At 53.9% G+C, this 26,198-nt stretch carries 26 protein-coding genes; 18 read left to right on the top strand and 8 right to left on the bottom strand.

Features of this window, described 5'->3' with window-relative positions; translation table 11 throughout:
- Window positions 1-2: 2 nt before the first annotated feature.
- The 3 genes from otnC to ltnD are packed head-to-tail and all read right to left on the bottom strand — an operon-like array spanning window position 3 to window position 2,841.
- Window positions 3-659 carry a 3-oxo-tetronate 4-phosphate decarboxylase gene (gene otnC / locus R9X49_RS17520; protein WP_319849634.1) on the bottom strand — a complete coding sequence of 219 codons (657 nt, stop codon included), beginning with the start codon at window positions 657-659 and terminating at the stop codon, window positions 3-5.
- Window positions 656-1,930 carry a 3-oxo-tetronate kinase gene (gene otnK, locus R9X49_RS17515; RefSeq protein WP_319849633.1) on the bottom strand — a complete coding sequence of 425 codons (1,275 nt, stop codon included), beginning with the start codon at window positions 1,928-1,930 and terminating at the stop codon, window positions 656-658. The genes otnC and otnK overlap by 4 nt, the downstream gene beginning before the upstream one ends.
- Window positions 1,927-2,841, bottom strand: coding sequence for an L-threonate dehydrogenase (ltnD, locus tag R9X49_RS17510; protein WP_319849631.1), 915 nt, complete (start codon window positions 2,839-2,841; stop codon window positions 1,927-1,929). Before ltnD ends, otnK begins: the two co-directional genes overlap by 4 nt.
- A 336-nt stretch (window positions 2,842-3,177) precedes the next feature.
- Here ltnD and ygbI point away from each other — a divergent pair, with 336 nt between their 5' ends.
- The 11 genes from ygbI to R9X49_RS17455 all read left to right on the top strand — a co-directional run bounded on the left by ygbI (window position 3,178) and on the right by R9X49_RS17455 (window position 14,064).
- Window positions 3,178-3,939: a DNA-binding transcriptional repressor YgbI gene (gene ygbI / locus R9X49_RS17505; RefSeq protein WP_319849786.1), complete on the top strand. Its 762-nt coding sequence runs from the start codon at window positions 3,178-3,180 to the stop codon at window positions 3,937-3,939.
- Window positions 3,940-4,152: 213 nt separating this feature from the next.
- Window positions 4,153-4,380 (top strand): ferrous iron transporter A, encoded by a 228-nt coding sequence (gene feoA / locus R9X49_RS17500; protein WP_182100773.1) that lies wholly within the window; start codon window positions 4,153-4,155, stop codon window positions 4,378-4,380.
- 30 nt (window positions 4,381-4,410) lie between these two features.
- Window positions 4,411-6,732 (top strand): Fe(2+) transporter permease subunit FeoB, encoded by a 2,322-nt coding sequence (gene feoB, locus R9X49_RS17495; RefSeq protein ID WP_319849630.1) that lies wholly within the window; start codon window positions 4,411-4,413, stop codon window positions 6,730-6,732.
- 11 nt (window positions 6,733-6,743) lie between these two features.
- On the top strand, window positions 6,744-6,980 hold the full coding sequence (gene feoC / locus R9X49_RS17490) for a [Fe-S]-dependent transcriptional repressor FeoC (RefSeq protein WP_182100775.1): 237 nt from the start codon (window positions 6,744-6,746) through the stop codon (window positions 6,978-6,980).
- Between the two features lie 220 nt (window positions 6,981-7,200).
- Complete coding sequence (locus tag R9X49_RS17485; protein ID WP_319849785.1) at window positions 7,201-7,617, top strand: hypothetical protein; 417 nt, start codon at window positions 7,201-7,203, stop codon at window positions 7,615-7,617.
- Between the two features lie 268 nt (window positions 7,618-7,885).
- Window positions 7,886-9,220: a sn-glycerol-3-phosphate ABC transporter substrate-binding protein UgpB gene (gene ugpB, locus R9X49_RS17480; protein ID WP_039491924.1), complete on the top strand. Its 1,335-nt coding sequence runs from the start codon at window positions 7,886-7,888 to the stop codon at window positions 9,218-9,220.
- A 72-nt stretch (window positions 9,221-9,292) separates the two neighbouring features.
- Window positions 9,293-10,180, top strand: a complete 888-nt coding sequence (gene ugpA / locus R9X49_RS17475; RefSeq protein WP_181845690.1) for a sn-glycerol-3-phosphate ABC transporter permease UgpA — start codon at window positions 9,293-9,295, stop codon at window positions 10,178-10,180.
- Between the two features lie 27 nt (window positions 10,181-10,207).
- Entirely contained in the window at window positions 10,208-11,053 is an 846-nt protein-coding gene (gene ugpE / locus R9X49_RS17470; RefSeq protein ID WP_319849629.1) for a sn-glycerol-3-phosphate ABC transporter permease UgpE, read from the top strand.
- Between the two features lie 25 nt (window positions 11,054-11,078).
- Complete coding sequence (locus R9X49_RS17465; RefSeq protein ID WP_319849628.1) at window positions 11,079-12,152, top strand: sn-glycerol-3-phosphate import ATP-binding protein UgpC; 1,074 nt, start codon at window positions 11,079-11,081, stop codon at window positions 12,150-12,152.
- Complete coding sequence (gene ugpQ, locus R9X49_RS17460) at window positions 12,152-12,901, top strand: glycerophosphodiester phosphodiesterase (protein WP_319849627.1); 750 nt, start codon at window positions 12,152-12,154, stop codon at window positions 12,899-12,901. The genes R9X49_RS17465 and ugpQ overlap by 1 nt, the downstream gene beginning before the upstream one ends.
- A gap of 206 nt (window positions 12,902-13,107) precedes the next feature.
- Window positions 13,108-14,064, top strand: a complete 957-nt coding sequence (locus R9X49_RS17455) for an AEC family transporter (protein WP_137741539.1) — start codon at window positions 13,108-13,110, stop codon at window positions 14,062-14,064.
- A gap of 344 nt (window positions 14,065-14,408) precedes the next feature.
- Here R9X49_RS17455 and R9X49_RS17450 read toward each other — a convergent pair whose 3' ends face one another.
- Window positions 14,409-14,705 (bottom strand): hypothetical protein, encoded by a 297-nt coding sequence (locus R9X49_RS17450; RefSeq protein ID WP_319849626.1) that lies wholly within the window; start codon window positions 14,703-14,705, stop codon window positions 14,409-14,411.
- A 261-nt stretch (window positions 14,706-14,966) separates the two neighbouring features.
- Here R9X49_RS17450 and R9X49_RS17445 point away from each other — a divergent pair, with 261 nt between their 5' ends.
- A complete protein-coding gene (locus tag R9X49_RS17445) occupies window positions 14,967-15,431 on the top strand; it encodes a tRNA (cytidine(34)-2'-O)-methyltransferase (RefSeq protein ID WP_319849625.1) in 465 nt (154 codons plus the stop codon).
- A gap of 10 nt (window positions 15,432-15,441) precedes the next feature.
- On the opposite strand, the gene R9X49_RS17440 is transcribed toward R9X49_RS17445, so the two are convergent.
- The 4 genes from R9X49_RS17440 to cpxR all read right to left on the bottom strand — a co-directional run bounded on the left by R9X49_RS17440 (window position 15,442) and on the right by cpxR (window position 20,650).
- Window positions 15,442-16,242 (bottom strand): DUF3142 domain-containing protein, encoded by an 801-nt coding sequence (locus R9X49_RS17440; protein WP_319849624.1) that lies wholly within the window; start codon window positions 16,240-16,242, stop codon window positions 15,442-15,444.
- Window positions 16,212-18,386, bottom strand: coding sequence for a hypothetical protein (locus R9X49_RS17435; protein WP_319849623.1), 2,175 nt, complete (start codon window positions 18,384-18,386; stop codon window positions 16,212-16,214). Before R9X49_RS17435 ends, R9X49_RS17440 begins: the two co-directional genes overlap by 31 nt.
- Before the next feature lie 198 nt (window positions 18,387-18,584).
- Window positions 18,585-19,955, bottom strand: coding sequence for an envelope stress sensor histidine kinase CpxA (gene cpxA, locus R9X49_RS17430; RefSeq protein ID WP_010281575.1), 1,371 nt, complete (start codon window positions 19,953-19,955; stop codon window positions 18,585-18,587).
- Window positions 19,952-20,650 carry an envelope stress response regulator transcription factor CpxR gene (cpxR, locus tag R9X49_RS17425; protein ID WP_319849622.1) on the bottom strand — a complete coding sequence of 233 codons (699 nt, stop codon included), beginning with the start codon at window positions 20,648-20,650 and terminating at the stop codon, window positions 19,952-19,954. The genes cpxA and cpxR overlap by 4 nt, the downstream gene beginning before the upstream one ends.
- A gap of 153 nt (window positions 20,651-20,803) precedes the next feature.
- On the opposite strand from cpxR, the gene cpxP reads away from it, so the two are divergent.
- The 6 genes from cpxP (at window position 20,804) to pfkA (ending at window position 25,875) form a co-directional block, all read left to right on the top strand.
- The gene (cpxP, locus tag R9X49_RS17420; RefSeq protein ID WP_319849621.1) at window positions 20,804-21,313 is read left to right on the top strand and encodes a cell-envelope stress modulator CpxP; all 510 of its coding nucleotides are present in this window, start codon (window positions 20,804-20,806) and stop codon (window positions 21,311-21,313) included.
- Between the two features lie 234 nt (window positions 21,314-21,547).
- Window positions 21,548-21,823, top strand: a complete 276-nt coding sequence (locus tag R9X49_RS17415; RefSeq protein WP_319849784.1) for a type II toxin-antitoxin system HicA family toxin — start codon at window positions 21,548-21,550, stop codon at window positions 21,821-21,823.
- The gene (locus R9X49_RS17410) at window positions 21,820-22,182 is read left to right on the top strand and encodes a type II toxin-antitoxin system HicB family antitoxin (protein ID WP_319849620.1); all 363 of its coding nucleotides are present in this window, start codon (window positions 21,820-21,822) and stop codon (window positions 22,180-22,182) included. The genes R9X49_RS17415 and R9X49_RS17410 overlap by 4 nt, the downstream gene beginning before the upstream one ends.
- A gap of 375 nt (window positions 22,183-22,557) precedes the next feature.
- The gene (locus R9X49_RS17405; RefSeq protein WP_319849619.1) at window positions 22,558-23,745 is read left to right on the top strand and encodes a sugar transporter; all 1,188 of its coding nucleotides are present in this window, start codon (window positions 22,558-22,560) and stop codon (window positions 23,743-23,745) included.
- 59 nt (window positions 23,746-23,804) lie between these two features.
- Window positions 23,805-24,707 carry a CDF family cation-efflux transporter FieF gene (gene fieF, locus R9X49_RS17400; protein ID WP_319849783.1) on the top strand — a complete coding sequence of 301 codons (903 nt, stop codon included), beginning with the start codon at window positions 23,805-23,807 and terminating at the stop codon, window positions 24,705-24,707.
- Between the two features lie 205 nt (window positions 24,708-24,912).
- Window positions 24,913-25,875 carry a 6-phosphofructokinase gene (gene pfkA, locus R9X49_RS17395; RefSeq protein WP_010306854.1) on the top strand — a complete coding sequence of 321 codons (963 nt, stop codon included), beginning with the start codon at window positions 24,913-24,915 and terminating at the stop codon, window positions 25,873-25,875.
- The last annotated feature ends 323 nt before the right edge of the window (window positions 25,876-26,198 follow it).

The following is a 26,198-nucleotide window of genomic DNA, read 5'->3' as shown; positions in this document are numbered from 1 at the left end:
CATCAAGAGAGCTCTGCAATATCGTCAGCGGTGAGGTAGCGAATTTTTCGGTCACCGAGAATAAAAATCAGCTTGGCGGTTTCTTCCAGCTCTTCCATGTTGTCCGCCGCCGCGCGTAGATCCTTGCCGGTGACGACCGGGCCGTGGTTAGCCAATAAGAACGCCTTGTAACGCGAAGCCAGCTTCGCCAGGTCTTCCCCGAGCCGGGCATCGCCGGGACGGTAATAAGGGACGACGGGCACTTTACCGACGCGCATCACCACATAAGGTGTGAACGGCTTGATGGCATCCTGCGTATCCAGCCCTTCCAGACACGAGAGCGCCGTCAGGTAGGTGCTGTGCAGGTGCACGATCGCTTTGCACTCGGGATCGTTACGGTAAATCGACAGATGAAAGCTGACCTCTTTCGACGGTTTATCCCCGGAGATCCACTCGCCGCTCAGGCTGACTTTGGACAGCCGCTCGGCATCCAGATCGCCGAGGCAGGAGCCGGTCGGCGTTGCCAGCAGCGTGCCGTCATCCAATAGCAGCGAGAGGTTGCCCGCTGAGCCAGTGGCGTAGCCGCGCTGGAAAAAGGACGCGCCCAGCTTGACCATTTCCGCGCGTGCGCGCTGCTCGTTGTTCAACGTGGCTTCGGTGCTGTGGTGTTTTTCACTCATGCGGCAGACTCCTTTTGGGCGCGGGCAAAAAAGTCTTCATCGCCAAAATTGCCGGATTTCAGCGCCAGCGAGAGTGGGTGATTGGTGGAACGCACCCACGGCACGCCGGGAGAAATGGACGGCCCGATATGGAACGCGTGAATGCCCAGCGTTTGCACCACGATGCTGGAGGTTTCACCGCCCGCGATAATAAAGCGCTGGAAGCCGTCCTGCTGGAGCTGGCGGGCGACGGCGGCAAACAGTTTCTCCACCGCCTGGCTGCTGGCTTCTGCGCCCCAGCGCTGCTGAATCTGCGCCAGTTCGTCGGGTGACGACGTGGCGTATAGCAGCGGAGCAAGTGCGTCGCCACGGTGTGCTTTTACCCAGTCGGCCAGTTCCTGCACATAGGCTTGCTGAGCATCATCGCTTTCCAGGCAGCGAGCGACGTCAATCGCGCGCCCCGCCGCCTGTTTCAGGTAGTGGGCGACCTGCTTGTTGGTCATCACTGAACAGGAGCCGGACAGCACAACGCCTGCGCCGGACTGTGGCTTGCCCGCCTCGGTGGCGGAACCGGTTTGTTTTGTTGAGTCTGCCAGTTGGCGTGCCAGACCAATCGCCAGGCCGGAACCGCCAGTGACCAGTTTCATGTCGCGCAGTGCTTCACCCTGCGTTAACAGGTGTTTTTCGTTCAACGTATCCAGCACTACATAGCGGATGCCCTGTTCTTTCAACTGCGCCAGCTGCTGTTTGACGGCTTCCGCACCCTGATCCATCACGGCATACGGCACCAGCCCGCAGCGTCCGGCAGCCTGCTGTTCCATGACGCGCATCAGGTTGCTGTCCGTCATTGGCGTAACCGGATGGTGGCGCATCCCGGATTCGGACAGCAGTTGATCCATCACGAATAAATGCCCTTGATAGACGGTTCTGCCATTCACTGGCAGCGCCGGAGAAATGATGGTCTGCGTTTCGCCGAGCTGTTCTAACAGTGCATCGGTTACCGGACCGATGTTGCCTTTCGCGGTGCTGTCGAAGGTGGAGCAGTACTTAAAGTAGAACTGCTGGCAGCCCTGCTGTTGCAGCCATGCCAGCGCCTTGAGTGAATCCGCTACGGCCTGTTCCGCCGGGCAGGAGCGCGATTTCAGGCTAATGACCACGGCCTGCGTGTCGACCTTAAAATCGGACGGCGGTACGCCGTTGAGCTGCACGGTCGGCAGCCCGTTGTTGACCAGAAAGCTGGCGATATCCGTGGCACCGGTAAAATCGTCGGCGATGACACCTAGCTTGATCATGGCGCCTCCTTCTTTTCCGGCAGCGTAATGCCGTTAAAAATCTTGATGACCGCGCTGTCGTCTTCTTTACCGAATCCGGCGTTGCTGGCGGCGGTAAACATGTTGAACGCGGTGGAAGCCAGCGGCAGCGGGAAATGGAGCGATTTGGCGGTGTCGGTGACCAGGCCCAGATCTTTCACGAAAATATCAACGGCGGATTTTGGCGTGTAGTCACCGTCTACCACGTGGCGCATGCGGTTCTCAAACATCCACGAGTTCCCGGCGGCGTTGGTCACCACGTCATACATAATATCCAGCGGGATATCGGCGCGAGCGGCCAGCGCCATCGCTTCTGCACCGGCGGCGATGTGCACGCCTGCCAGCAGTTGGTGGATAATTTTAACGGTCGCGCCCAGCCCGATCTCTTCACCGATGCGATAGACCTTGCCCGCGACAGCGTCGAGCACTGGCTTCAGTTTCTCAAAAGCCAGATCGGAACCGGATGCCATGACCGTCATGTCGCCTGCGGCAGCTTTTACCGCACCGCCGGATACTGGTGCATCCAGCATGATGAGCTGATGCTCAGCCAGACGCTGTTCAATGTTTTTGGCGTCCTGCGCGGAGATAGTGGAGGACACCATGACCACGGTGCCGGGTTTGAGTTTCGCTGCAACCTGCGGTTCACCGAACAGAATCCCGTTGACCTGTGCGGCATTCACCACCAGCAGCACGACGGCATCCAGCTTGTCAGCGAAGGCATCAATACGCGTGTCGGCCTGCTCCGCACCCGCCTGACGTAATCTTTCCAGTGCCTGCGGGTTGATATCGACGCCGTATGTCGTCAGGCCAGCGTTGATACAGGACGCCGCAGCGCCAAAACCCATGGAACCCAGACCGATAACGGCGACAGCATAATCAGAAGTCTTTTTCATCGTGGTTGCCTTGTTAAAATTAGTGATTTTTTGTTCTCTGGTGTTAAATATAAGGACTATCAGAACAAATTATGGTGATTTTTATCACATAAATTAACATTGAGATCATGATGATTCAGTGTAGCTGAACACCGTTGGGAAAGAGATACCCTTAATTATCTTTATATATCATGTGATTATGTCTATTTTGGCGTTACGTGACGATGAACGCAGTCATGTCTGGCGTAGTTTATGACGTGAATTTATGATAATTATCGTCATCAAATGGGGTATCTCTCACAATCTTTATCAAACCTGATTTATCAGACCAGCACTATCAAACAGGGAACGGACAGCGTGATTCCAGTAGAACGTCATCAACAGATTCTGGCGCTGATCGCCGAACGCGGCGCGGTAAGCATTAACGAACTGACCGAGCGGCTGGGCGTGTCGCACATGACGGTGCGGCGCGATGTGCAAAAGCTGGAGCAGGACGGCTTGCTGCTGAGCGTCTCCGGCGGCGTGCGCTCGCCCGAACGCCTGGCGATTGAGCCGTCGCACCAAGATAAATCGGTAATGTTCAGCCAGCAGAAAGCGGCGATGGGCAAACTGGCGGCGCAGCATATTCCGTTCAATAGCTGCATTTATCTGGATGCAGGTACTACCACGCTATCGCTGGCGCGCGAACTCGCCGAGCGCGACGATCTGCTGATTGTCACTAACGACTTTGCGATCGCGGCCTTTCTGATTGAGTCCAGCCAGTGCCGCATGATCCACACCGGCGGCACGCTGTGTCGGGAAAACCGATCCTGCATTGGGGAAGCTGTCGCACAAGCGCTGCGCAACCTGTTTATCGATATCGCCTTTATCTCTGCTTCTTCGTGGAGCCTGCGTGGGCTGTCCACGCCGAATGAAGACAAAGTGGTCGTAAAACGCGCGGCGGTAGAGGCTAGCAGCAAGTGCGTACTGCTGTGTGACACCTCAAAATACGGCCGCATCGCCACCCACCTCGCCACGCCGCTCAGCGTATTCGACAGCATCATCACCGACGACGGCCTGCCCGCCGCCGCCAAAGACGCCTTGAACAAAATGGGGGTCGAGGTGCTGGTGGCGGGGTGAGAAAATAGCGCTGATTATTGAGCCACATCAAGGATGATTTGAATCACTATTTAAACCCTTCTCCGTTCGATATCTAATGAGTAATGGTACAAACCATTCTCATTATCGCTACCCTTACTAACTGGTGATGTGCTCTGTGTTGGCGAGCAATTTGGTTTGTGTCCCTTCCTGCGAGTTGTGATGAATAAACCAATGACCAAGTAAGTAGGCCTTATGCAATTATTCCCTGATAGTACGTGGAAAATTACCGGATTTTCTCGTGAGATCAGTCCGGCTTATCGTCAGAAACTGCTTTCACTCGGTATGCTGCCTGGCTCATCTTTTAATGTAATCCGCGTTGCACCATTGGGCGATCCCCTCCATATCGAAACTCGTCGAGTCAATCTGGTTTTACGCAAGAAAGATCTGGCGCTATTAGAGCTGGAAGCCGTTTCACGCTAATCGCCTTATCGCTACAGAGAATGGTGTTATATGAAGAAAATGACCATTGGTTTGATTGGCAACCCTAATTCGGGGAAAACGACATTATTCAATCAGTTAACGGGTGCTCGTCAGCGAGTGGGGAACTGGGCTGGGGTAACGGTTGAACGCAAGGAAGGCTTTTTCACCACAGCGGACAGTCAAGTGACGCTGGTGGATTTGCCCGGCACCTACTCATTAACTACCATCTCATCGCAAACGTCGTTGGATGAGCAGATTGCCTGCCATTACATCCTCAGTGGTGATGCGGATTTGCTCATTAACGTGGTGGATGCGTCTAATCTGGAACGCAATCTGTATCTTTCGTTGCAGCTACTGGAACTGGGTGTTCCTTGTATCGTTGCATTGAATATGCTGGATATCGCGGAAAAACAGAAGATACATATTGATATTGATGCGCTGTCTGCACGCCTGGGTTGTCCGGTGATCCCTCTGGTTTCCACGCGCGCACGCGGTATCGAGGCGCTGAAAATGGCGATTGATCGCCATCATGAAAACGAGAGTGTGGTGCGGGTGCGTTATGCTCAATCGTTGCTCCGCGAAGCCGATGTGTTGGCACAGGCAATGGCGGCGGACATGCCGTTACATCAACGTCGCTGGCTCGGCCTGCAAATGCTGGAAGGTGATATATATAGCCGCGCCTATGCAGGTGAGGCCGCCGAACAGTTGGATAGTTCACTGGCAAACCTGCAAAAAGAGATGGACGATCCCGCCTTGCACATTGTGGATGCGCGTTATCAGACGATCGCCGCCATTTGTGAATCGGTCAGTAACACCCTGACGGCAGAGCCCAGCCGTTTCACGGCAGCGGTGGATCGCATCGTCCTTAACCGTGTGCTGGGGCTGCCAATCTTCCTGTTCGTCATGTACCTGATGTTCCTGCTTGCTATTAACATTGGCGGGGCACTGCAACCCATTTTCGATGCAGGTTCGGTTGCACTCTTTATTCATGGTATTCAGTGGCTTGGGTATACACTGCATTTCCCGGACTGGCTGACTATCTTCCTTTCTCAGGGGTTAGGTGGCGGGATTAACACCGTGATGCCATTGGTGCCGCAAATCGGCATGATGTATCTGTTTCTGTCATTTCTGGAAGACTCCGGCTACATGGCGCGTGCAGCGTTCGTTATGGATCGCCTGATGCAGTCGCTCGGGCTACCGGGAAAATCGTTCGTGCCACTGATTGTCGGCTTTGGCTGTAACGTGCCGTCGGTCATGGGAGCTCGTACTCTGGATGCGCCGCGTGAACGTCTGATGACCATCATGATGGCTCCGTTTATGTCCTGCGGCGCACGGTTGGCGATCTTCGCCGTATTTTCTGCCGCCTTCTTCGGGCAGCAGGGGGCACTGGTCGTATTCTCGCTCTATGTGCTGGGGATTGTGATGGCAATCCTGACCGGTCTCATGCTGAAGCACACCATTATGCGTGGTGAAGCAACGCCGTTCGTGATGGAGCTGCCGGTATACCACGCGCCACATGTGAAGAGCCTGATACTCCAGACGTGGCAGCGCCTAAAAGGGTTTGTGCTACGCGCTGGTAAGGTCATTATCGTCGTTAGTATCTTTCTGAGCGGACTAAACAGCTTCTCGCTGAACGGACAGGTCGTTGATAACATCAATGACTCTGCGTTGGCTTCCGTGAGCCATGTCTTCACACCCTTGTTGGAACCTATTGGCATTCAGCCGAACCATTGGCAGGCAACCGTGGGGCTCTTTACAGGCGCGATGGCTAAAGAGGTTGTAGTGGGTACGTTAAATACGCTCTACACCGCTGAAAGCATCAAGAAAGAGACATTCGACCCAGCCAGTTTTAGCCTGACGGATGAGCTGATCGGTGCCGTGGAAGAGACAGGGAACAACCTGAAGAATACCTTTAGTTTAAGCGTGCTTGCCAACCCTATTGAAGCCAGTAAGGGGGATGGGGAAATGGAAATGGGAGCGATGGGGATAATGAGCCAGAAATTTGGCAGTGCAGCCGCCGCTTACAGTTATCTGATATTTGTGTTGCTCTATATCCCCTGTATTTCGGTCATGGGAGCAATGGCTCGCGAATCGAGCCGTGGTTGGATGGGCTTCTCAATCCTTTGGGGGCTGAACACCGCCTACTCACTGGCGACGATATTCTATCAGCTTGCCACGTTTACTCAGCATCCGGTTTACAGCCTGACGTGTATCCTTGCCGTCGTTCTGTTTAATGTGTTGGTTATCGGTGGGCTACGTCGTGCGCGCAGCCGCGTTGATGTTAACCTGCTGTCCACACGTAAAACCGTTGAACAGTGCTGTGGAAACAGAACAGCGGGCGACTGCCACTAAGGTGTAACAGCATGGCATCACTGATTCAGGTTCGCGATTTGTTGGCATTGCAGGGGCGCATGGATTCGCGCCAAATCAGTGCTGCGCTATATACGTCCCAACATCTGATCGACGCTATGCTCCACCGCCTGGAGATGATGGGGAAAGCCGTGCGTATTCAAGAAGAAAAAGAGGGCTGTCTATCGGGGACGTGCAAGCATTGCCCAGAAGGGGAGGCTTGCATGCGCGAATGGTGGAGGCTTTCTTAAGATTATCCTTTGCGGCATATGGGCGCATGAAGCTGGCTTTGAAGCGTGTCAAAACGTGACAGTGAAAAGTGCCCATGGTTGTCTGGCGTTGTTGCCTGTTATCGAATCGGATGTGTAAATAAGCTAGTGATTCCAGCTTTCGTTACTATGGAAGCTGGAACTTGCTGACGACTTTTTTATGCAGATTCCACGACTTTCTCCCAGCGAATGTTTTAGAGATATGGAAAGAAGAATAAGCATACTGCTGAGTATATTGATCCTAATTGCCTTGCCGCTTATCTATTATTGGCCTGCAATGGTCATTCTGACGGAAGGGAGTTCTCGTTATACGGAGCAGGACACTCGACGATATGGAATGCTGACGGACGAGATCATTAAAAATTGCCCGCGTATTTCTTCTATCTATGATTTTGGCTATGCCACGGTTGATGGCCCTGCGTTGGAAGTCAGCAATATTACGTTTCAAAACACCAATGACGCGACAAGCATACGCGGCTATCTAGCGTCGCTCGGTTTTACGCTGAGCTACACAGACACGACGGGTGAGTATTGGAATTCGAAGGATTCAGATAAAACGATACATATAGGAATCATCAACGATCCTAAAACCGTTATCGTTGATGTTATTCGAAAATAGCCCTGAGTAGGGTATCCAGAGTGTTTAATAGAACCTTATGGTTTCATGCCGTTATTTCACTTCTTACGCCGATTGTCGTCCATGTTTAGTGAAAACCTGTAAAATTTATTTCCTGTAGCATAAGTGAATTCTTTACTTATGCCAGCCCTCCCTCTGTCACTTTCCCGTCATCTTCCAGTTATTTTTCTGTCATGCGCTCATGTCATGTTTACCTTCGCATAAAAAACGCCGTGATGATGGCGCATTTAATTGATTGCAGGAGACAGGCATGTTCAACAACACAATTCGTAAAACACATGCTATTCGCACCGCCGCGGCGTGTGTGGCATTAGCGCTGATGAGCGCCAGTGCGCAGGCCGCGACAGAAATTCCTTTCTGGCACTCTATGGAAGGCGAGCTAGGGAAAGAAGTGAATTCTCTGGCTGACCGTTTTAACCAAGCACACAGCGATGTAAAAATTGTGCCGGTCTACAAAGGCAACTACGAGCAGAATCTGGCTGCCGGGATTGCGGCCTACCGCGCGGGGAATGCGCCCGCCATTTTGCAGGTCTATGAAGTCGGTACGGCCACCATGATGGCAAGCAAAGCCATCAAACCTGTCTATGAAGTCTTCAAAGAGTCAGGCATTAATTTCGATGAGTCGGTGTTTGTGCCGACTGTCTCTGGTTATTACACCGATGCGAAGAGCGGCCACCTGCTGTCGCAGCCGTTTAACAGCTCTACTCCGGTGCTGTACTACAACAAAGATGCCTTCAAGAAGGCGGGTTTAGATCCAGAACAGCCACCGAAAACCTGGCAGCAAATGGCTGAGTATACCGCCAAACTGCGTGCAGCCGGGATGAAGTGCGGCTACGCCAGCGGCTGGCAGGGCTGGATTCAGATTGAAAACTTCAGCGCCTGGCACGGTCTGCCGGTTGCGAGCAAGAATAACGGCTTTGACGGCACCGATGCCGTACTGGAATTCAACAAGCCGACGCAGGTTAAGCACATCCAGCTGTTGCAGGACATGAACAAGAAGGGTGACTTCACCTATTTCGGGCGTAAAGATGAGCCGACCGAGAAATTCTACAACGGCGACTGCGCCATCACGACGGCTTCTTCTGGTTCTCTGGCGAACATTCGGGAACACGCCAAGTTCAACTACGGCGTTGGTATGATGCCGTATGACGCCGATGCGAAAGGTGCACCGCAGAACGCCATTATCGGTGGTGCCAGCCTGTGGGTGATGGGCGGTAAAGATGCCGCGACCTACAAAGGCGTCGCTGAGTTTATGAAGTTCCTGGCCGAGCCGGAAAATGCCGCTGAATGGCACCAGAAAACCGGTTATCTGCCAATCACTACTGCGGCGTATGAGCTGACGCAGAAGCAGGGCTTCTACGAGAAAAACCCAGGTGCGGATATTGCTACGCGTCAGATGCTGAACAAGCCACCGTTGCCGTTCACCAAAGGTCTGCGTTTGGGCAACATGCCACAAATTCGTACCGTTGTGGATGAAGAATTAGAAAGCGTATGGACAGGTAAGAAGACGCCTCAACAGGCGTTGGATAGCGCAGTAGAACGCGGTAACGCGCTGCTGCGTCGCTTTGAGCAATCGACGAAGTAATACGCTTCTGTTGAGCAATACCGGGCCGAAGGGAATCGGCCTGTTTCTTTTCTGTTTGCAATGAGTTACCGCATGACATCATCCCGCCCCGTTTTTCGCAGCAGCTGGTTGCCCTACGTGCTGGTGTTGCCCCAACTGCTGATTACCGTAATTTTCTTTATCTGGCCTGCTGGCCAGGCGCTGTGGTATTCGGTGCAGAATCTCGATCCGTTTGGGTTATCCAGCGAATTTGTCGGCATGGAAAACTTCAGGCAGCTGTTCAATAACCCCTACTACCTCGATTCGTTTTACACCACGCTGATATTCAGCTTTCTGGTAGCCGGGTTTGGCATGCTGATTTCACTCTTTCTGGCTGCGCTGGTGGACTATGTGATCCGTGCCAGCCGCCTGTACCAGACGTTGATCATCCTGCCGTATGCCGTGGCACCTGCCGTTGCGGCCGTACTGTGGATGTTCCTGTTTAACCCCGGTCTGGGGCTGATTACCCATTTTCTCGGGCTGATGGGCTATACGTGGAACCACGCGCAGCACAGCGGTCAGGCGATGTTTTTGGTGGTACTGGCGTCAGTCTGGAAGCAGATTAGCTATAACTTCCTGTTCTTCCTCGCGGCGCTGCAATCGATCCCCCGTTCGCTGGTGGAAGCGGGCGCGATTGATGGCGCAGGGCCCGTGCGGCGCTTCTTCAATTTGGTGCTGCCGATGATTTCTCCGGTGAGCTTCTTCCTGCTGGTGGTCAATTTGGTGTACGCCTTTTTCGATACCTTCCCGATTATCGATGCCGCGACGGCCGGTGGGCCGGTGCAGTCGACGACCACGCTGATCTACAAAATTTATCGTGAAGGCTTTGCAGGGCTGGATCTGTCCAGTTCGGCAGCGCAGTCGGTGGTACTGATGATGCTGGTTATCGGGCTGACCATTATTCAGTTCCGTTTTGTTGAACGGAAGGTGAACTATCAATGAAGGTGAATCTACTAAGGTCAACGGCCAATGATTGAGAATCGTCGCGGGTTAGATATTTTCAGCCACGCCATGCTGATCGTCGGCATCCTTGCCGTACTGTTTCCGCTGTACGTGGGGTTTGTGGCCGCCACGTTGGATAACCAGGAAGTCTTTCAGGCTCCCATGACGCTCATCCCCGGTTCTCACCTGTGGGAAAACCTGCGTTATATCTGGCTGCACGGTGCGGGCAACAACACCACGCCGTTCGGACTGATGCTGCTTAACAGCTTCGTAATGGCACTGGCGATTACGGTGGGCAAAATTACCGTATCGATCCTGTCCGCTTACGCCATCGTCTATTTCCGTTTTCCGCTGCGCAACCTGTTCTTCTGGATGATTTTCCTGACGCTGATGCTGCCGGTGGAAGTGCGTATTTTCCCGACGGTGGAAGTGATCGCGCGGCTGGACATGATGGACAGCTACACCGGTTTAACGCTGCCGCTGATGGCTTCGGCGACTGCGACCTTCCTGTTTCGCCAGTTCTTTATGACGCTGCCGGATGAGCTGATGGAAGCGGCGCGTATCGACGGCGCCAGCCCGATGCGTTTCTTCTTCGACATGGTGTTGCCGCTGTCGAAGACCAATCTGGCGGCGCTGTTTGTGATCACGTTCATCTACGGCTGGAACCAGTACCTGTGGCCGCTGCTGATAGTCAGCGATGCCAATCTGGGGACTGCGGTCGCCGGGATTAAAAGCATGATTGCCTCCGGTGATGGGGCGACCCAGTGGAATCAGGTAATGGCTGCCATGCTGTTGACCATGCTGCCGCCGCTGCTGGTCGTGCTACTGATGCAGCGCTGGTTCGTTCGCGGTCTGGTCGACAGCGAAAAATAAATCAAGACGAATTTCGGAAACACTTATGGCATGTTTAAAACTTCAGGCCGTCACCAAGTCTTACGATGGCAAAACACAGATTATCCAACCCATCGACCTGGATGTCGCTGACGGCGAGTTCGTGGTGATGGTCGGACCGTCAGGCTGCGGTAAATCGACGCTGCTGCGCATGGTGGCAGGCCTTGAACGCACCACCAGCGGTGATATCTATATTGATAACCAGCGGGTCACCAATCTGGAACCGAAAGATCGCGGTATTGCGATGGTGTTCCAGAACTATGCGCTTTATCCCCATATGAACGTGTTTGACAATATGGCTTACGGCCTGAAAATCCGTGGCTTCGGCAAGGTGCAGATTCGTGAGCGCGTGGAAGATGCGGCGCGAATTCTGGAGCTGATGCCGCTGCTGCAACGCAAACCGCGTGAGCTATCAGGTGGGCAGCGTCAGCGCGTGGCGATGGGGCGGGCGATTGTACGTGAACCGGCTGTGTTCCTGTTCGACGAACCGCTGTCGAATCTGGATGCCAAACTGCGTGTACAGATGCGGCTGGAATTGCAACAGCTGCACCAGCGCCTGAAAACCACCAGCCTGTACGTCACGCACGATCAGGTTGAAGCGATGACGCTGGCGCAGCGCGTCATCGTCATGAACAAAGGGATCGCCGAACAAATCGGCGCACCGGCGGAGATTTATCGCCGTCCGGCATCGCTGTTTGTAGCCAGTTTTATTGGCTCGCCGGCCATGAATCTGTGGTCGGGTCGCATTAGCGATGACGGCTGCCGTTTTGAAATCGGTGGCGACATCGCTCTGGCGCTGCCTGAGCCGAAGCCGCAGTGGAGTGGTAAAGCATTGACGCTGGGGGTACGACCAGAGCATATTCAGCTGGCGACGCGCGAAACCGGCGGTATCCCGTTACAGATTTCAACACTCGAACTGCTGGGTGCGGACAATTTAGCGCACGGCAAGTGGGGCGGGCAGAACGTAATTGTGCGGCTCTCTTATGAGCACTGCCCCGATATCGGTTCGACGCTCTGGCTGCATTTACCGACGTCATCATGGCACCTGTTTGATTCGCAAAGCGGATTACGGATGGAATAATGGAAACAATCTGGCCTTACCCGAGCATTGTCGCCCATCGCGGCGGCGGTTCACTGGCACCGGAAAACACGCTGGCGGCGATTGATGTCGGTGCTAGCCTCGGTCACAAGATGATCGAATTTGACGCCAAGCTGTCGCAGGACGGCCAGATTTTCCTCCTACACGACGATACGCTTGAGCGCACCAGCAACGGCTGGGGCATTGCAGGAGAACTGCCGTGGGACAAGCTGGTCGGGCTGGATGTCGGCGGCTGGTACGGTCATAAATTTGTTGGTGAACGCCTGCCGCTGCTATCGGAAGTGGCAAAACGCTGCGTGCAGTATGGCATGGCAGCCAATATCGAGATTAAACCCACTACCGGATATGAAACAGAAACCGGACGGGTGATTGCGCTGGCGGCGCGCCAACTGTGGGCCGATCATCCGGTTGCACCGCTGCTGTCATCGTTCTCTATCGAAGCCCTGGAAGCGGCGCAAGAAGCGGTGCCGGAACTGCCGCGCGGGCTGCTGCTGGATGAGTGGGAAGAGGACTGGCTGGCGTTAATACAGCGTCTGGGTTGTGTGTCCATCCACCTGAATCACAAACTGCTGACGGCAGAACGCGTCGCGGCGCTGAAAGCTGCGGGTTTGCGCATTCTGGTTTATACCGTCAACCAACCTGATCGCGCGCAAACTTTGCTGGATTGGGGCGTTGACTGTATCTGTACTGACCGGATAGATTTAATCGGGGCAAATTTCGCGACCGGCTGAGGTCTGCTCATCGTCGAATGTCGATCGTTTAAGGATCGAGATACCGGGGCTACCACGGTGTGAGGCATCCCTGCGGGAACCTCATCACCGTGTTTCCCCTAAATCCATACTCATGATTAAGTGACCAGCATTCGCCAATTGCCGCATGATCTTTGCTTGCGGGGATTATCTTTCTGACTTGGTGCCGGTAATAAGGAAGTGGCGTCATGCCCGCATTTATTGTTTCGCTTTGGCACCAGATTTTTCTGTCGTTACCCCTCTTTGTTCTTATCGCGCTCGGCTATAGCCTGATTCGCTACGGTAAATGGCCGACCACCGTGACCGACGGCATGACACGTTTTGTCTTCTCCGTCGCCATGCCTGCCATGTTGTTCCGTCTGATGTCGGATTTTTCCAAACGTCCGGTGGTGGATGCCCGACTGCTGATCGCCTTTTTTGGCGGCTGCCTGCTGGTGTTTGTTTTAGGCCGCATCGTGGCGCGCAAGATCTTTCATCTCGATGGTGTCTCTGGCTCGCTGTTTGCGCTGAGCGGTATCTTTTCCAATAACGTGATGCTGGGGCTGCCGATTGCCACGCTGATGCTGGGCGAAGAGGCTATTCCGTCGGTTGCGCTGGTGGTGGTGTTTAACGGGCTTATTCTGTGGACGCTGGTGACGGTGTCGGTGGAATGGGCGCGTAACGGGGCACTGTCGCTACAAGGCTTTACTAAAACCGCGCTGGGCGTGCTGAAGAATCCGCTGATTATCGGCATTCTGTCCGGTACGGCGTTCAGCCTGACCGGCCTGCCGCTGCCGTCGTATGTCGATCAGCCGCTTTCCATGCTGGGGCAGATTGCCGCGCCGCTGTCGCTGGTGGCTTTGGGAATGGGGCTGGCGGAATACCGCGTGCGCGACGGCTGGCAGATCAGCACGGCGATTTGCACGATCAAGCTGCTGGTACAGCCGCTGGTGATCTGGGGGATTGCTATTGCGCTTGGCCTGCCGGAAATGGAAACGCGTGCGGTTGTGCTGCTGGGGTCGATGGCGGTAGGCGTCAACGTCTATCTGATGTCACGCCAGTTCGATGTGCTGGGCGGCCCGGTGGCATCAAGCCTGCTGCTATCAACGGCGATGGCGGCATTAACCACGCCGTTGATTCTGACGCTGATGGGTGTGCGGTTATAGTCAGCCACGCTTGGCTGAGGAAGCCTGTGGTTAGGCACTCTGTTAGTGTTATGTAATGTTTCGTGCGCGTTTGCTCTCGTGGTTTTCTGCAACCGTTGTCGCACGCGCCCGACACGGTGCGACTCAATCGCCGCCGCCCCGTGACCCCCGGCTTTTCGCGGGGAATCACGCCGCTTTGCGGTACCTTCGGTGCTCATGCCCGCTACCCGGACCGCCTGTGACGCGCTCCCGGCGCGGCACAGGCTTTCGCGGTGTCCATACCGCTCATCCGACGGTCATGCCCACCTCAGCGTAATTCTTTACGCGCGTAAGATAATAAAAAACCAAAAGAGCAGACCCGTTGATCAAGGATTCTGTTGAATTGGCGGCGGCGGCGTGGTTCTCTGCGATCGCTCTAAATCTTTCTGTAGCTGCTGCTGACGTTGTTGATTCAACTGTTGGTTACGCTGCTGGAGCTGCTGATTCAACTGCTGTTGCTGCAATTTCTGGCTCTGTTGCATATTCTGCTGCAACTGTTTCTGGCTGCTGATGCCGCTCTCAAACTGCTGCTGTTGCGTGGGTGCTTGCGGCGTGTTAGCGCTTGCCAGAAGCGGCAGGCCGAGCAGCACAGCACAGGCCAATAATGTCTTAGGGTGTTTCATTAAACCTCCACACAAGCCTTCGGCCTGTCGATAAGCCATTTGTGAAACGCAAACAGCGATAATGAGATAGAAGAGTACAGCGTCTTTACGATCTATCCATTATCGCTGTTCGAACGCCTTTTTCCGTAAGATCAAGTGTAATCGCTGTGGGTGAAAACGTCGTGCAGAGTAATCCGCAATCCTATGCGCACAGGTTTTGGGTTGCCCTGTTGGAATGCGTTATACTGCGGCGGAATTTTCCTTCGTGGTTGACGTTATCTCATGTTTCATATCACGCTCTATGAGCCTCAAATTGCACCAAACACCGGCAATATTATTCGACTGGCGGCCAACAACGGCTGTACGCTTCATTTGATTGAACCGCTGGGGTTTGATTTTGAAGAGAAAAAACTACGCCGTGCGGGGCTGGATTATCACGATCTGGCGAACGTCAGCCGTCATAAAAACTATCAGGATTTTCTGGCCGCTGTTCCGGGTAAGCGCATCTTTGCCTGTACCACCAAAGGCAGCCGTCCTTATGATCAGCCGAGCTACCAGCCAGGTGATGTCTTGCTGTTTGGATCGGAAACGTCCGGTCTGCCGGATGAGATTCGCAATGGCTTCGAGCCAGATTTCCGTATCCGCATTCCCATGCAATCTAATAACCGTAGCCTGAATCTGTCCAATGCGGTGGCGATCATCAGCTATGAAGCCTGGCGGCAAAATGGCTTCGGCGGTTGCCTGTAGCCACAGCGTGCTACAGCCTGCCGGTGGCGGTTTTTTTCAGTGGCGGATTCACCAGAAAGACCACTTCCCCGCGATAATACGGTGACGTGGCAAGGCGCTGCTGCCACTGCGGTTCCCACTTGCCGTTTTGTACCAGTCCTACCCGGAAAGGCAGGGTCAGCTTCATCAGCGCGGGTAGGTACTCGGCGTAGTTGGTAATGGTGCTGCGCCCCTGATAGGTTTGCACCACCACTTCATCCAGCTTGCCCTGTAAGCGGTTCAACGCCGACACATCTCCAGTTTTCGACCAGTCGAGCAGCCCCGTAATACTGAGCTGACAATCTTCGGGTAAACGCTCACGCAGCTGTGTCAGAAACGCGACATAGCCAGCCAATTGATAGCTTTTCGCGTCAAAATCAATCTGAATCCCGACAATCTGATTACCGTGGCGCTGCCACTTTTCCCGTAGCTTTAGCATCCGGTTCAAATGGCGATCGGAGAGCTCCAGCGTGGTCATGCGGAAAGCCAGCCAGACGCGGTTAACGCGCAGCTGGCTGGGCGGAATTCCCTGACGCAGGAAAACGACCTTGCCCTGACGGCGAGCCACTTCTCCCTGATGCAAGTACAGCGTCTGTGCCTGATGCAGGATGGGCTGCGGCTTTACCGCTGCCCACAGCCAGAAATCCTGATAGCGTGTCGCATCGACGGTGGCGTTCGCCGCGTTGACGGTTGAAGGTGCTGCGTTAACGGAAGTGGCCTGCGTACAGAATGAGACTATGCAGGCCAGCACGATTGACGGCGTTACCAGTAATAATCGAGCTTGTCTGCCCACACGCTGCCTTTGTATTTGGTTTTCAGTTGAGTAAACCAGGCTTTGCGGGTTGCCTTGCTGATTTCCTGTGGACCACAGTCGTTATAGCCGCTCGGCGCATAGCAGTAGACCGCGCGATACAGGGCATAGGTTTTATCTTCCGGTGGCGCTTTCGGATCGGCAATCACCTTCATATAACCATCCAGACGGTTATATTCAGTGCCGACGAATTGCGTTGGCGCGTTGGTGAGCCCGCTCAACATGCTGCCTTCACCCCAGTCGAAGCCCACGCTGTTATTGGTGCGCAGGAAGAACTCGCCAAGGCAGTTAATCGCACGCGCGTCATTGGGGCGTTGGTTCAATGTTGTGACCACGTCGTTCAGCGCCGGACACTGATAGTCTTCTTCGGTGTCGCTGCCATCCCAGTCAAATGCCGTCAGATCTTCCTGATTCCAGCTTTGATTTTCGCTGCTGACCAGTGGTGCGATGTCTTTTCGCAACTGAACATCCTTGAGATAGCTGGCGTAATCGCCGTGAGTCAGTGATTTGGTTAACAGCGTATGTAGCGCAATGGCCCGCTCCTCATGGCTCTGCTGCGCGCCCGTTTGCTGACGGAGCAAATCGGCGTTGGCGCTAATCTTCAGCACGGCAGAACGGAAGCGCAGGTTTTTCACCGGGCTATCAGCGGTAAAAATTCGCTCGGGATGGCCTGCCTTGACCAGCGTTTCCGCCAGTGCTAGTTGCAGGAACTGATTTTGCGTGTACCCCATCTTGCGCGTTAACAGCTGGCGCCAGTGCGCTTCTGCCTCATCCCAGCGCTCCAGACGTACCAGCGCCCGACCGCGTAATACTTGCAGACTAAAACGCACGGTATCGGTCAGATCGTTTTCCTGCGTAGCGGGAACGCTGTTAACCACGGCGGCGTAATCTTTTTGACCATAAAACAGCTGGGCGGCTTGAAGGTAGTTGAACGCGTCCTGCATGTTGTCTTGCTCAAACAGCGGTTTCTGCGCGGCCAGTTCGTCGGCGGATAAGGCGGGTAATGCCAGCCAGCCTTCATCCGAACGCAAGCGCTTGATATCTTGCACCATCGTCAACGGTGCGCTGCCGGGCGCACTGGTGAACTGCCGATTTTCCAGCAGCTTATTGTCGATCTCATCGTTCAATTCAAGGAGGTCTTCGATGTCGGCGGTGCCGTCCAGTTCGTGTTGGTACGTTTTCGCCAGAGCATTCGTATCATTCATGATCCAGTATGCGCGGCGATACAGTCCGTTAGCGGAATCGACGTATTGCCCCTCGGGATACTGCTTCAGGTAGTCATCAATATGCTGAACGGCTAGCTGAGCGGCGGCCTTATCGGCTTTACTGGCATCGAACATGTTGTATTCATCAAGCGCGTTTTCCATGGCTTTATTGATTGCCACGCGAATCAACATGTAGCGCGAGGTTTCCGCTACCCACGGCTGTGGTGATGATACCAACGCCTGAAAACCGCTTTCCGCCTCATCAAAGTGACCCTGATAGAACGCCAGAACCGCGAACAAATATTGCATAAGTGCGCCGGCATGTCCTTCGTCCGGCAGGCTTGCAAGACCCTCGTTCAGCGCCTCTTTGGTATACAACGGATTGAGGAGATTCACCCGCTGATGTGCCAGCAGCGTGCGCTGTTCCTCGGTGAGCTGTTTGTCTGCCAACAGGACATCGAAAAACGCTTCCAGCGTGGAGAGCGCATTGGAAATATGCCGTCCTTCGTTGTCATCAGGCGAAAACGTGGAGATCGTGCTCTGAATGGACAACGGAAGATTCAGTTGCTTCGCTTTGTTGAGCGTCGAGAGGTAGGGCGCATCCGCCGTGACATCCTCTCCTGCCTCTGGCGTCTGAGGCGTTTCCGTCGCCGCGATCCCCATGACTCGGTAGGCCGTAAAAGGGTCGATACGTGAACGCGTTTGATCGGGTAAAGGATGGGGTAACGGAAGCGAAATTCCGTGGAGACGGCTTTGCAGCAACATCAGATTCGTACGCGTGTCATTACCCGGTTGCAGGTAAGGCAGGGCGGACATGCCACATTCTGAGTCGGAAAAGCCGCACACTCCATCGCTGGAACTGAATGCCTGACTGCTCATTAACGCGGTCAGTACGCCAGCCAGCAGCGTTACTCCTTTCATGGTTGGTATCCTTCATTTAACACGGGTCTTGCCTGTTTTCGGCATGAGTGGGGATCACTCTACGCAATCGCGTAAAAAACGCAATCCAGTGTAACTTTGAGAAGATAAACAGAAAATGACAGGTGCCCATGTCGGGCACCTGAGAAGGTATGGTCTGCTAGAAAAAAACGTCGGCGGTGCGGAAAGAACCTGTCCGATTTACCGCTGATGCAGCGGTAGCCAGATGATCAGGCGTAACCCGCCCAGCGGGCTGTCTTCCGCTTTTACCCAGCCTTTGTGCTGCGTAATGGCGGTTTCCACAATCGCGAGGCCCAAGCCGCTGCCGCCGGATTCGCGATCGCGCGCTTCATCCGTACGATAGAAGGGGCGGAAAATCTGTTCGCGATCTTCCGGGCTTACGCCGGGGCCGTCATCATCCACTTTGATGGTGATGCCCTGATTATCCACTGAAAAGGCCACTTCAATGTGGTTGTGAGAATAGCGCAGCGCGTTGCGCACGATATTTTCCAGCGCACTGTCGAGCGAGGCAGGGTTGCCAAAGAGCGTCCACGGCCCCGGTGGATAAGGTACTTCCAGCGTTTTCCCCATCTGCTCGGCTTCAAAAGCGGCATCGTCCAGCACGTTACCCCACAGCTCATCGGCACGCAGGAATTCACGGGTCAGCTCGTTCTTGTGCTGATTGCGTGAGAGCACCAGCAGATCGTTAATCATGCTGTCGAGCCGCTGCGTTTCCGTCTCGATGCGGTTCAGCTCATTGCCTTCCCCCTGACGCCGACGCAACAGCGCCGTCGCCAGCTGCAAGCGCGTCAACGGCGTGCGCAACTCATGAGAGATATCCGACAGTAGACGTTGCTGTGCGGTGACCATCCGTTCCAGTGCGCTGACCATCTGGTTAAAGCTGACGCCCGTCGCCTGAAACTCCTGTGGGCCGGATTCCAGCTCAGGGTGCTGGCGTAAGTTGCCTTTAGCGACTTCGTCGGCCGCGTGTTTGAGCTTACGTGCGGGTTTCGCCAAACTCCAGGCGAGCCACAGCAACAGCGGTGAACTGATCAGCATGGTGAAGATCAACAGCAGTAGAGGGCGATCGAACAGCAGGCTGATGAAATCTGACTGTGGGCTGCTGGCAGGACGAATCAGGTAAAGCTGGTAGTTGTCATCACCATCGCGGATCGCAAAAGGGCCGAGAAGCTCAATGCGGCCGTAATTTTTCTTTTGCGGGTGATCGGCGTTATCCGACAGCCCGATAAAATTACGCACAATTGGGGTTTCATGTTTCTCTACGCCGAAGATACGGCCTTCACTGGTGACCAGAAAAAGGCGCTGTCCCGGCGGAGCCCACTTCTCCAACACCCAGAACAGCCGTAGCCACCAGCGCAGATCGTTGGCGGGCGTGTTGGCAAGGTCTGCTTCAATGTGCTGTTCCAGCATGATGCCCTGCCGCTGCTCGTTTTCCAGCAGGGCAGTAAGCTGGCGCGAGTCCAGCTTGGGCACCATCAGAACCAGCATGAGAACCAGCGCCAGTGTTAACCAAAAAATGGCAAAAATACGGGCGGTCAAACTGTTGATCATGCAGCCGATACCATCAGATAGCCTCGTCCACGCAGCGTTTTAAACCAGGGCAGACCGTCCTTGCGTTCTGGCAATTTACGTCGCAGGTTTGAGATATGCATATCGATCGCGCGGTCAAACGGTGTCAGCCGTTTCCCCAACACTTCCTGACTTAAATGCTCACGGGAAACCACCTGTCCCAGCCGCTGTGCCAGCAGATAGAGCAGCGTAAACTCGGTGCCTGTCAGATCCAGCACGATATCGTCAAAGCTGGCTTCCTGCCGTCCGGGGTTCAGACGCAGGCCATCGACTTCCAGCGTCGGCGCGCTGTTATCACCCGCCTGCTGTTGATCGGTCCAGTTGGAACGGCGGAGAATCGCGCGAATCCGCGCGACCAGTTCCCGGTCGTTAAAGGGCTTCGGCAGGTAATCATCTGCACCTAGCTCCAGACCAAGAACGCGGTCTAATTCACTGCCGCGGGCGGTCAGCATAATGACCGGTGTTTGATGCTGCTGTCGTAGTTCTTTTAATGTATCGATACCGTTTTTCTTCGGCATCATCACATCCAGTAATAACAGGTCGATGGAGCTATCTAATACCTGTAACGCCTGCTCGCCGTCGTAGGCGACAACGACGTTAAAACCTTCCATTTCGAGCAACTCTTTCAGTAAAGCCGTTAGCTCTCTATCGTCATCAACCAGCAGAATTTTATTCATGTTTTCTCTACCTCCAAGGGCAAAATACGACATAGATTAGCGCTATTCCATGACTTTACGTAGTTTTACATCCTCTGACGCATGTTTGCAGCAAGATGCGTAGACTCCTGCTCATTGATTCACAAAATGACGTACCGCTCTGGAGAGTTATCGATGCAACAGTTCGCAACCTTATCTCTTGCTTCACTGCTTATGTTAGGCACTTTTACCGCCTTTGCAGCAGAAAGTGGAGACGCCCCGGCGAGCGGCTGGCATATCGATGATTCCGCCACAAAAGGTGTATCCGGCCAGCAAGGTATGTTCGATGGCGTGAGGCTGACTGAGCAACAGCGCCAGCAAATGCGTGATTTGATGCACCAGAGTCGTCAGGACAAACCGGCGTTTAATGCCGAAGATGTTAAAGCCATGCACAAGTTGGTGACGGCAGAAACATTTGATGAAGCGGCGGTGCGAGCGCAGATAACCCGAATGATGAGTGTGCAGATTGAGCGTCAGATTCAGATGACCCGAGTGCGCAACCAAATGTATAACCTGCTGACGCCAGCGCAGAAAGAAATATTAGAGCTGAAGCATAAGCAACGCATGAAAGAGATGCAGCAGCAGGTATCCATGTTTAACCAGATGGCCGCGCCATCACCAGGCACGACAAGCAATCCCGAGTAGTAGCGCTAGTGTAGTAAGTAGTCTGTAGTAAACGTAGTGCAGTCCGAGTAGTAATGTGTAGTAGGTACACACCCTGTTTTTCCTTGCCATAGACACCATCCCTGTCTTTTTGCCCTCCATGATGGAGGGTTTTTTTTGCCTTTTTTAACGTCGATAACGTGATTGACTTCATGATTTGACTTCATAATAGTGATGTCTATAATGACTTCAAAAAATGACATCATGGAATCGGCAATGCAGGGAAAACTAGCCAGTCTACGAAAAAAGCAGCGAGAAACGCTGAGCCAAATTTTCAAGACACCCGTGCTTTCAGGTGTTAAATGGTCAAATGTTGAGTCACTCATCACTGCGTTAGGTGGTGAAATTAAGGAAGGTAGCGGGTCACGGGTGCGATTTTTATTGAATGGGAGTATCGCCCGATTCCATCGTCCTCACCCGTCACCGGATACTGATAAAGGCGCACTGGTTAACCTGCGTGAATGGTTGGAAAGTATAGGAGTAAAACCATGACTAAAACACTTAACACACCAAATACGATGGTTGTTTCCGGCCAACCGGCCATTATCAGCTATGTACCGGAAATCGGTATGTTTCGCGGTAAGTTTATTGGTTTATCTGGCTACTGTGATTTTGTCGCCGACAGTATTAATGGGCTGAGAAACGAGGGCGAAATTTCGCTACGTGAATATCTGGAAGACTGTCAGGAAAATGGCATTGAACCTTACGAACGTGAAGAGAAGGTGAAAACGTTCACTCTCCGTTATCCTGAATCATTCGGAGAACGACTGACCATTGCAGCCGCTGAACGTCAAATTTCAGTGAATACGTTTATTGTTGAAACGCTTAGCGAACGTATGAAACAGGCTTAACGATCTCCCAATGAGGCGGTTTTATTGTATAAACACAATAGTTAAAGCCCGTAGTACACCGCAAAATCTCTTGAAGCAATCCATGCTTTCCCGACAGAGAACAGGATAAAAACTGAGTTAAGAAGAGCACGAAAAAAGACAGCGTAAGGGAGCGGTAAAGCGTAGAATATGAGCACCAAAAATGATGCTCATGAATGTTCCCTTACCTGTCTTCAGGCTTTTGGCTGACATCCTCATAAAAGCACGCTGAAACACCCTTGGCCGCTCGCCGATTACACGGCGATGTCATACTTTCCCTGTACCATTGCTCCATCGCGTTAGCCTCTGCCACGACAGGGGGCGCATTCTTTTATTTTAACTTTTGATATCAATACCATGACCCGTTCTTCCCGTTCGACCGCCTGGTTACGCGTCGTCAGCCTTTCTCTGGCGGCATTTATTTTTAACACCGCTGAGTTTGCCCCTGTTGCGCTGCTGTCAGACATCGCCGCCAGCTTTTCCATGAGCGCCGCGCAGGTTGGGCTGATCATTACGATTTACGCGTGGGTGGTCGGGCTGATGTCGCTGCCCTGCATGCTGATGTCCAGTGATATGGAACGACGTAGCCTGCTGATCAAAATCTTTATTCTGTTCGCCGTCAGCAATGTGTTGTCCGGTCTGGCCTGGAATTATTGGGTGTTGGTGATCGCTCGTATCGGCGTGGCGCTGGCTCACGCGGTGTTCTGGTCAATTACGGCATCGCTGGTGGTACGTTTGGCACCTGCGGACAAAAAGGCGCAGGCATTAAGCTTGCTGGCGACCGGTACGGCGCTGGCGCTGGTGCTGGGGTTACCGCTGGGGCGTGTGGTCGGGCAGTATCTGGGCTGGCGTGTGACGTTTGTCCTTATTGGCCTGATCGCTGCGGGGATTATGCTGGGTCTGATGAAACTGTTGCCCGTGTTGCCGAGCAGCAATTCCGGTTCATTGAAGAGTTTGCCTCTCCTGCTTAAGCGCCCGGCGTTGCTGTGCGTGTACGGCCTGACCGTTATGATCGTGACGGCGCATTTTACCGCCTACAGTTATATTGAGCCGTTTATCCAGAAAGTGGCGTTGTTGAGTGAGAACTTCACGACCATATTGCTGCTGATTTTTGGCGGCGCCGGAATCATTGGTAGCATGCTGTTCAGCCGTTACAGCAGTAAGTATCCGGCGGGCTTTCTGATTGTCTCTTTCGCGTTTCTGGCGGTATGTTTGCTGTTACTGCTGCCGTTGTCATTTAGCGGCTGGAGCCTGTCAACGCTGTGTATCGTCTGGGGCATCGCCATTATGGCGCTGAGCCTGGGGATGCAGGTCAAGGTGCTGACGCTGGCATCGGATGCCACCGACGTGGCGATGGCGCTCTACTCAGGGATTTATAACATTGGGATCGGCGGCGGTGCGCTGCTGGGCAATCAGGTTATTATCCATTTAGGCCTGCCTGACATCGGCTTCATCGGTGCGGCGATGGCGATGCTGGCGACGGTATGCTGTATTTTGACGTTTGTTCGCTATTCTCGTGTGTTAAAAACGTCATTAACGAGCTGAATGCAGGGCATTACCCAAGCACTTTTTTCGCAAGGGCATCCGTGTTACGTGAGGGCATGATGAATCCACACTATGCGCGTCTGGTGACGCTGGCAGCAGTGAGCGCAACCGCCGTGGCGCTGGTGCTGTTCATAATGAAAGTGTTTGCCTGGTGGCACACTGGTTCGGTGAGCCTGCTGGCGTCGCTGGTTGATTCGCTGGTGGATATCGCCGCGTCGCTGGTGAACCTGCTGGTGGTACGCTACTCGTTGCAGCCAGCGGATACTGAACATGCGTTCGGCCACGGTAAGGCGGAATCGCTGGCCGCGCTGGCGCAGAGCATGTTTATCTCTGGTTCGGCGTTGTTCCTGATTCTGACGGGGCTGCAACACTCGCTGGAACCGCAGACGCTGCACGCGCCGGAAGTGGGCGTGTGGGTGACACTCATTGCGCTCGTGGCCACGCTGCTGCTGGTATCGTTCCAGCGTTGGGTCGTGAAGCGTACGCACAGTCAGGCGGTACGTGCGGATATGCTGCATTATCAGTCCGACCTGTTGATGAACGGCGCGATTCTGGTGGCGTTAGCGCTCAGTTGGAAAGGCGTTACGCGCGCCGACTCGCTGTTTGCTCTGGGTATCGGCGGCTATATTTTATATAGCGCGTTGCGCATGGGGTATGACGCCGTGCAGTCGTTGCTGGATCGGGCGCTGCCGGATGACGAGCACCGTGCGATTGCTGAGGTTATCGTGAACTGGCCGGGCATTCGCGGCGCACATGCGTTGCGTACCCGACGTTCTGGCCCAACACGCTTTATTCAACTGCATCTGGAAATGGATGATGCACTGCCGCTGGTTCAGGCCCATCAAATTGCAGACGAGCTGGAGCAGGCATTACTTAAACAGTTTCCGGGTGCCGATATTATTATCCACCAGGATCCAGTTTCCGTTGTGCCGGAAAATCAGCGTGGCAGGTTGACGGTATAGTCGGCCGAGTTTCAGCATTTTATGTTAAAAACGTGATAGGCCATGAAAATTTATGCACAATTTAGCCTGACCTGAATCAATTCAGCTTCGGGTGTTTGTTATAATATGCTAATAAAAGAATAAGGCGTTGCTGCCGTGTCACGGTGGCGGTGAATTTACGATAGAAGAATCCTGCAAAATTACATCTACAAGTCCAGAGGTTGTCATGATTAGAAGAATCGGAGTGTTGACGAGCGGTGGCGATGCACCAGGTATGAATGCGGCAATTCGTGGTGTGGTTCGCGCTGCACTAACGGAAGGGCTGGAAGTTTACGGCATTTATGATGGTTATCAGGGCTTGTACGAAGATCGCATGGAGCAGTTGGATCGCTACAGCGTATCGGATGTGATTAACCGTGGCGGTACGTTTCTGGGGTCCGCGCGTTTCCCACAGTTCCGTGATGAAGCGGTGCGTCAGGTCTGCGTAGAGAACATGAAGAAACGCGGTCTGGATGCGCTGGTCGTTATCGGCGGTGACGGTTCCTATATGGGTGCCAAGCGTCTGACCGAAATGGGTTTCCCTTGTATCGGCTTGCCCGGCACGATCGATAACGACGTTGCGGGTACGGACTACACTATCGGCTACTTTACCGCGCTGGAAACTGTGCTGGAAGCGATTGACCGCCTGCGCGATACCTCCTCTTCACACCAGCGTATTTCCATTGTTGAAGTCATGGGACGCCACTGCGGCGATCTGACGCTGGCGGCGGCGATTGCCGGCGGCTGTGAGTTCATCGTTCTGCCAGAAGTGCCGTTCAGCCCGGAAGATCTGGTCTGCGAAATCAAAGCGGGCATCGAAAAAGGCAAGAAACACGCGATTGTGGCGATCACCGAACTGGTGTGCGACGTCGACGAACTGGCGAAATACATTGAAAAAGAAACGGGGCGCGAAACCCGTGCGACCGTACTCGGCCACATTCAGCGCGGCGGTTCGCCGGTTGCCTACGACCGTATTCTGGCTTCACGTATGGGTGCCTACTCGATTGAACTGCTACAGCAGGGCTACGGCGGCCGCTGTGTCGGTATCCAGAATGAGAAAATGGTGCACCACGACATCGTTGATGCTATTGAGAACATGAAGCGTCCTTTCAAAGGCGACTGGCTGGATACAGCGAAAAAACTGTTCTGATCCACGAGTTGATACGCTCTATCTCTTCGTCCATTTTTATGCAGATGTTGAGATAGTTTCGTGCGCGGTAATGTCGTTATTTTCATGCTACCTCGTAGCATGCGCCCGACACGGGGCGGCTTAAGCGCCGCTCGCCCCGTGACCCCTTGGCTTTTGGCGCGAATTATGCCGCTACGCGGTGCCTTCGTCGGTATCTGGCTTAACGGACCGCTTGCGACACGTTTACTCGCCCCATAAACGGGGCTCGCCCTTCGGGCCAGCACGAGTGCTGTTCAAAAACGTCTCTGACGTTTTTGTCCGACGTGGCGCAAGCTTGAGCCGCG

Source organism: Pectobacterium carotovorum, assembly GCF_033898505.1.
Taxonomy (GTDB): domain Bacteria; phylum Pseudomonadota; class Gammaproteobacteria; order Enterobacterales; family Enterobacteriaceae; genus Pectobacterium; species Pectobacterium carotovorum_J.
This window is presented reverse-complemented; position numbering and strand designations above follow the sequence as displayed.

Excerpts from the sequence above, each read along its gene's own strand:
- ugpB (WP_039491924.1), top strand. The coding sequence starts at position 7,886 with ATGTTCAACAACACAATTCGTAAAACACATGCTATTCGCACCGCCGCG.
- ugpE (WP_319849629.1), top strand. The coding sequence starts at position 10,208 with ATGATTGAGAATCGTCGCGGGTTAGATATTTTCAGCCACGCCATGCTG.
- R9X49_RS17410 (WP_319849620.1), top strand. The coding sequence starts at position 21,820 with ATGACTAAAACACTTAACACACCAAATACGATGGTTGTTTCCGGCCAA.
- R9X49_RS17450 (WP_319849626.1), bottom strand. The coding sequence starts at position 14,705 with ATGAAACACCCTAAGACATTATTGGCCTGTGCTGTGCTGCTCGGCCTG.
- cpxA (WP_010281575.1), bottom strand. The coding sequence starts at position 19,955 with ATGATCAACAGTTTGACCGCCCGTATTTTTGCCATTTTTTGGTTAACA.
- fieF (WP_319849783.1), top strand. The coding sequence starts at position 23,805 with ATGAATCCACACTATGCGCGTCTGGTGACGCTGGCAGCAGTGAGCGCA.
- R9X49_RS17415 (WP_319849784.1), top strand. The coding sequence starts at position 21,548 with ATGCAGGGAAAACTAGCCAGTCTACGAAAAAAGCAGCGAGAAACGCTG.
- R9X49_RS17435 (WP_319849623.1), bottom strand. The coding sequence starts at position 18,386 with ATGAAAGGAGTAACGCTGCTGGCTGGCGTACTGACCGCGTTAATGAGC.
- cpxP (WP_319849621.1), top strand. The coding sequence starts at position 20,804 with ATGCAACAGTTCGCAACCTTATCTCTTGCTTCACTGCTTATGTTAGGC.
- pfkA (WP_010306854.1), top strand. The coding sequence starts at position 24,913 with ATGATTAGAAGAATCGGAGTGTTGACGAGCGGTGGCGATGCACCAGGT.
- R9X49_RS17445 (WP_319849625.1), top strand. The coding sequence starts at position 14,967 with ATGTTTCATATCACGCTCTATGAGCCTCAAATTGCACCAAACACCGGC.
- R9X49_RS17485 (WP_319849785.1), top strand. The coding sequence starts at position 7,201 with ATGGAAAGAAGAATAAGCATACTGCTGAGTATATTGATCCTAATTGCC.
- feoC (WP_182100775.1), top strand. The coding sequence starts at position 6,744 with ATGGCATCACTGATTCAGGTTCGCGATTTGTTGGCATTGCAGGGGCGC.
- cpxR (WP_319849622.1), bottom strand. The coding sequence starts at position 20,650 with ATGAATAAAATTCTGCTGGTTGATGACGATAGAGAGCTAACGGCTTTA.
- R9X49_RS17465 (WP_319849628.1), top strand. The coding sequence starts at position 11,079 with ATGGCATGTTTAAAACTTCAGGCCGTCACCAAGTCTTACGATGGCAAA.
- otnC (WP_319849634.1), bottom strand. The coding sequence starts at position 659 with ATGAGTGAAAAACACCACAGCACCGAAGCCACGTTGAACAACGAGCAG.
- R9X49_RS17405 (WP_319849619.1), top strand. The coding sequence starts at position 22,558 with ATGACCCGTTCTTCCCGTTCGACCGCCTGGTTACGCGTCGTCAGCCTT.
- ugpA (WP_181845690.1), top strand. The coding sequence starts at position 9,293 with ATGACATCATCCCGCCCCGTTTTTCGCAGCAGCTGGTTGCCCTACGTG.
- ltnD (WP_319849631.1), bottom strand. The coding sequence starts at position 2,841 with ATGAAAAAGACTTCTGATTATGCTGTCGCCGTTATCGGTCTGGGTTCC.
- feoA (WP_182100773.1), top strand. The coding sequence starts at position 4,153 with ATGCAATTATTCCCTGATAGTACGTGGAAAATTACCGGATTTTCTCGT.
- R9X49_RS17455 (WP_137741539.1), top strand. The coding sequence starts at position 13,108 with ATGCCCGCATTTATTGTTTCGCTTTGGCACCAGATTTTTCTGTCGTTA.
- ugpQ (WP_319849627.1), top strand. The coding sequence starts at position 12,152 with ATGGAAACAATCTGGCCTTACCCGAGCATTGTCGCCCATCGCGGCGGC.
- feoB (WP_319849630.1), top strand. The coding sequence starts at position 4,411 with ATGAAGAAAATGACCATTGGTTTGATTGGCAACCCTAATTCGGGGAAA.
- otnK (WP_319849633.1), bottom strand. The coding sequence starts at position 1,930 with ATGATCAAGCTAGGTGTCATCGCCGACGATTTTACCGGTGCCACGGAT.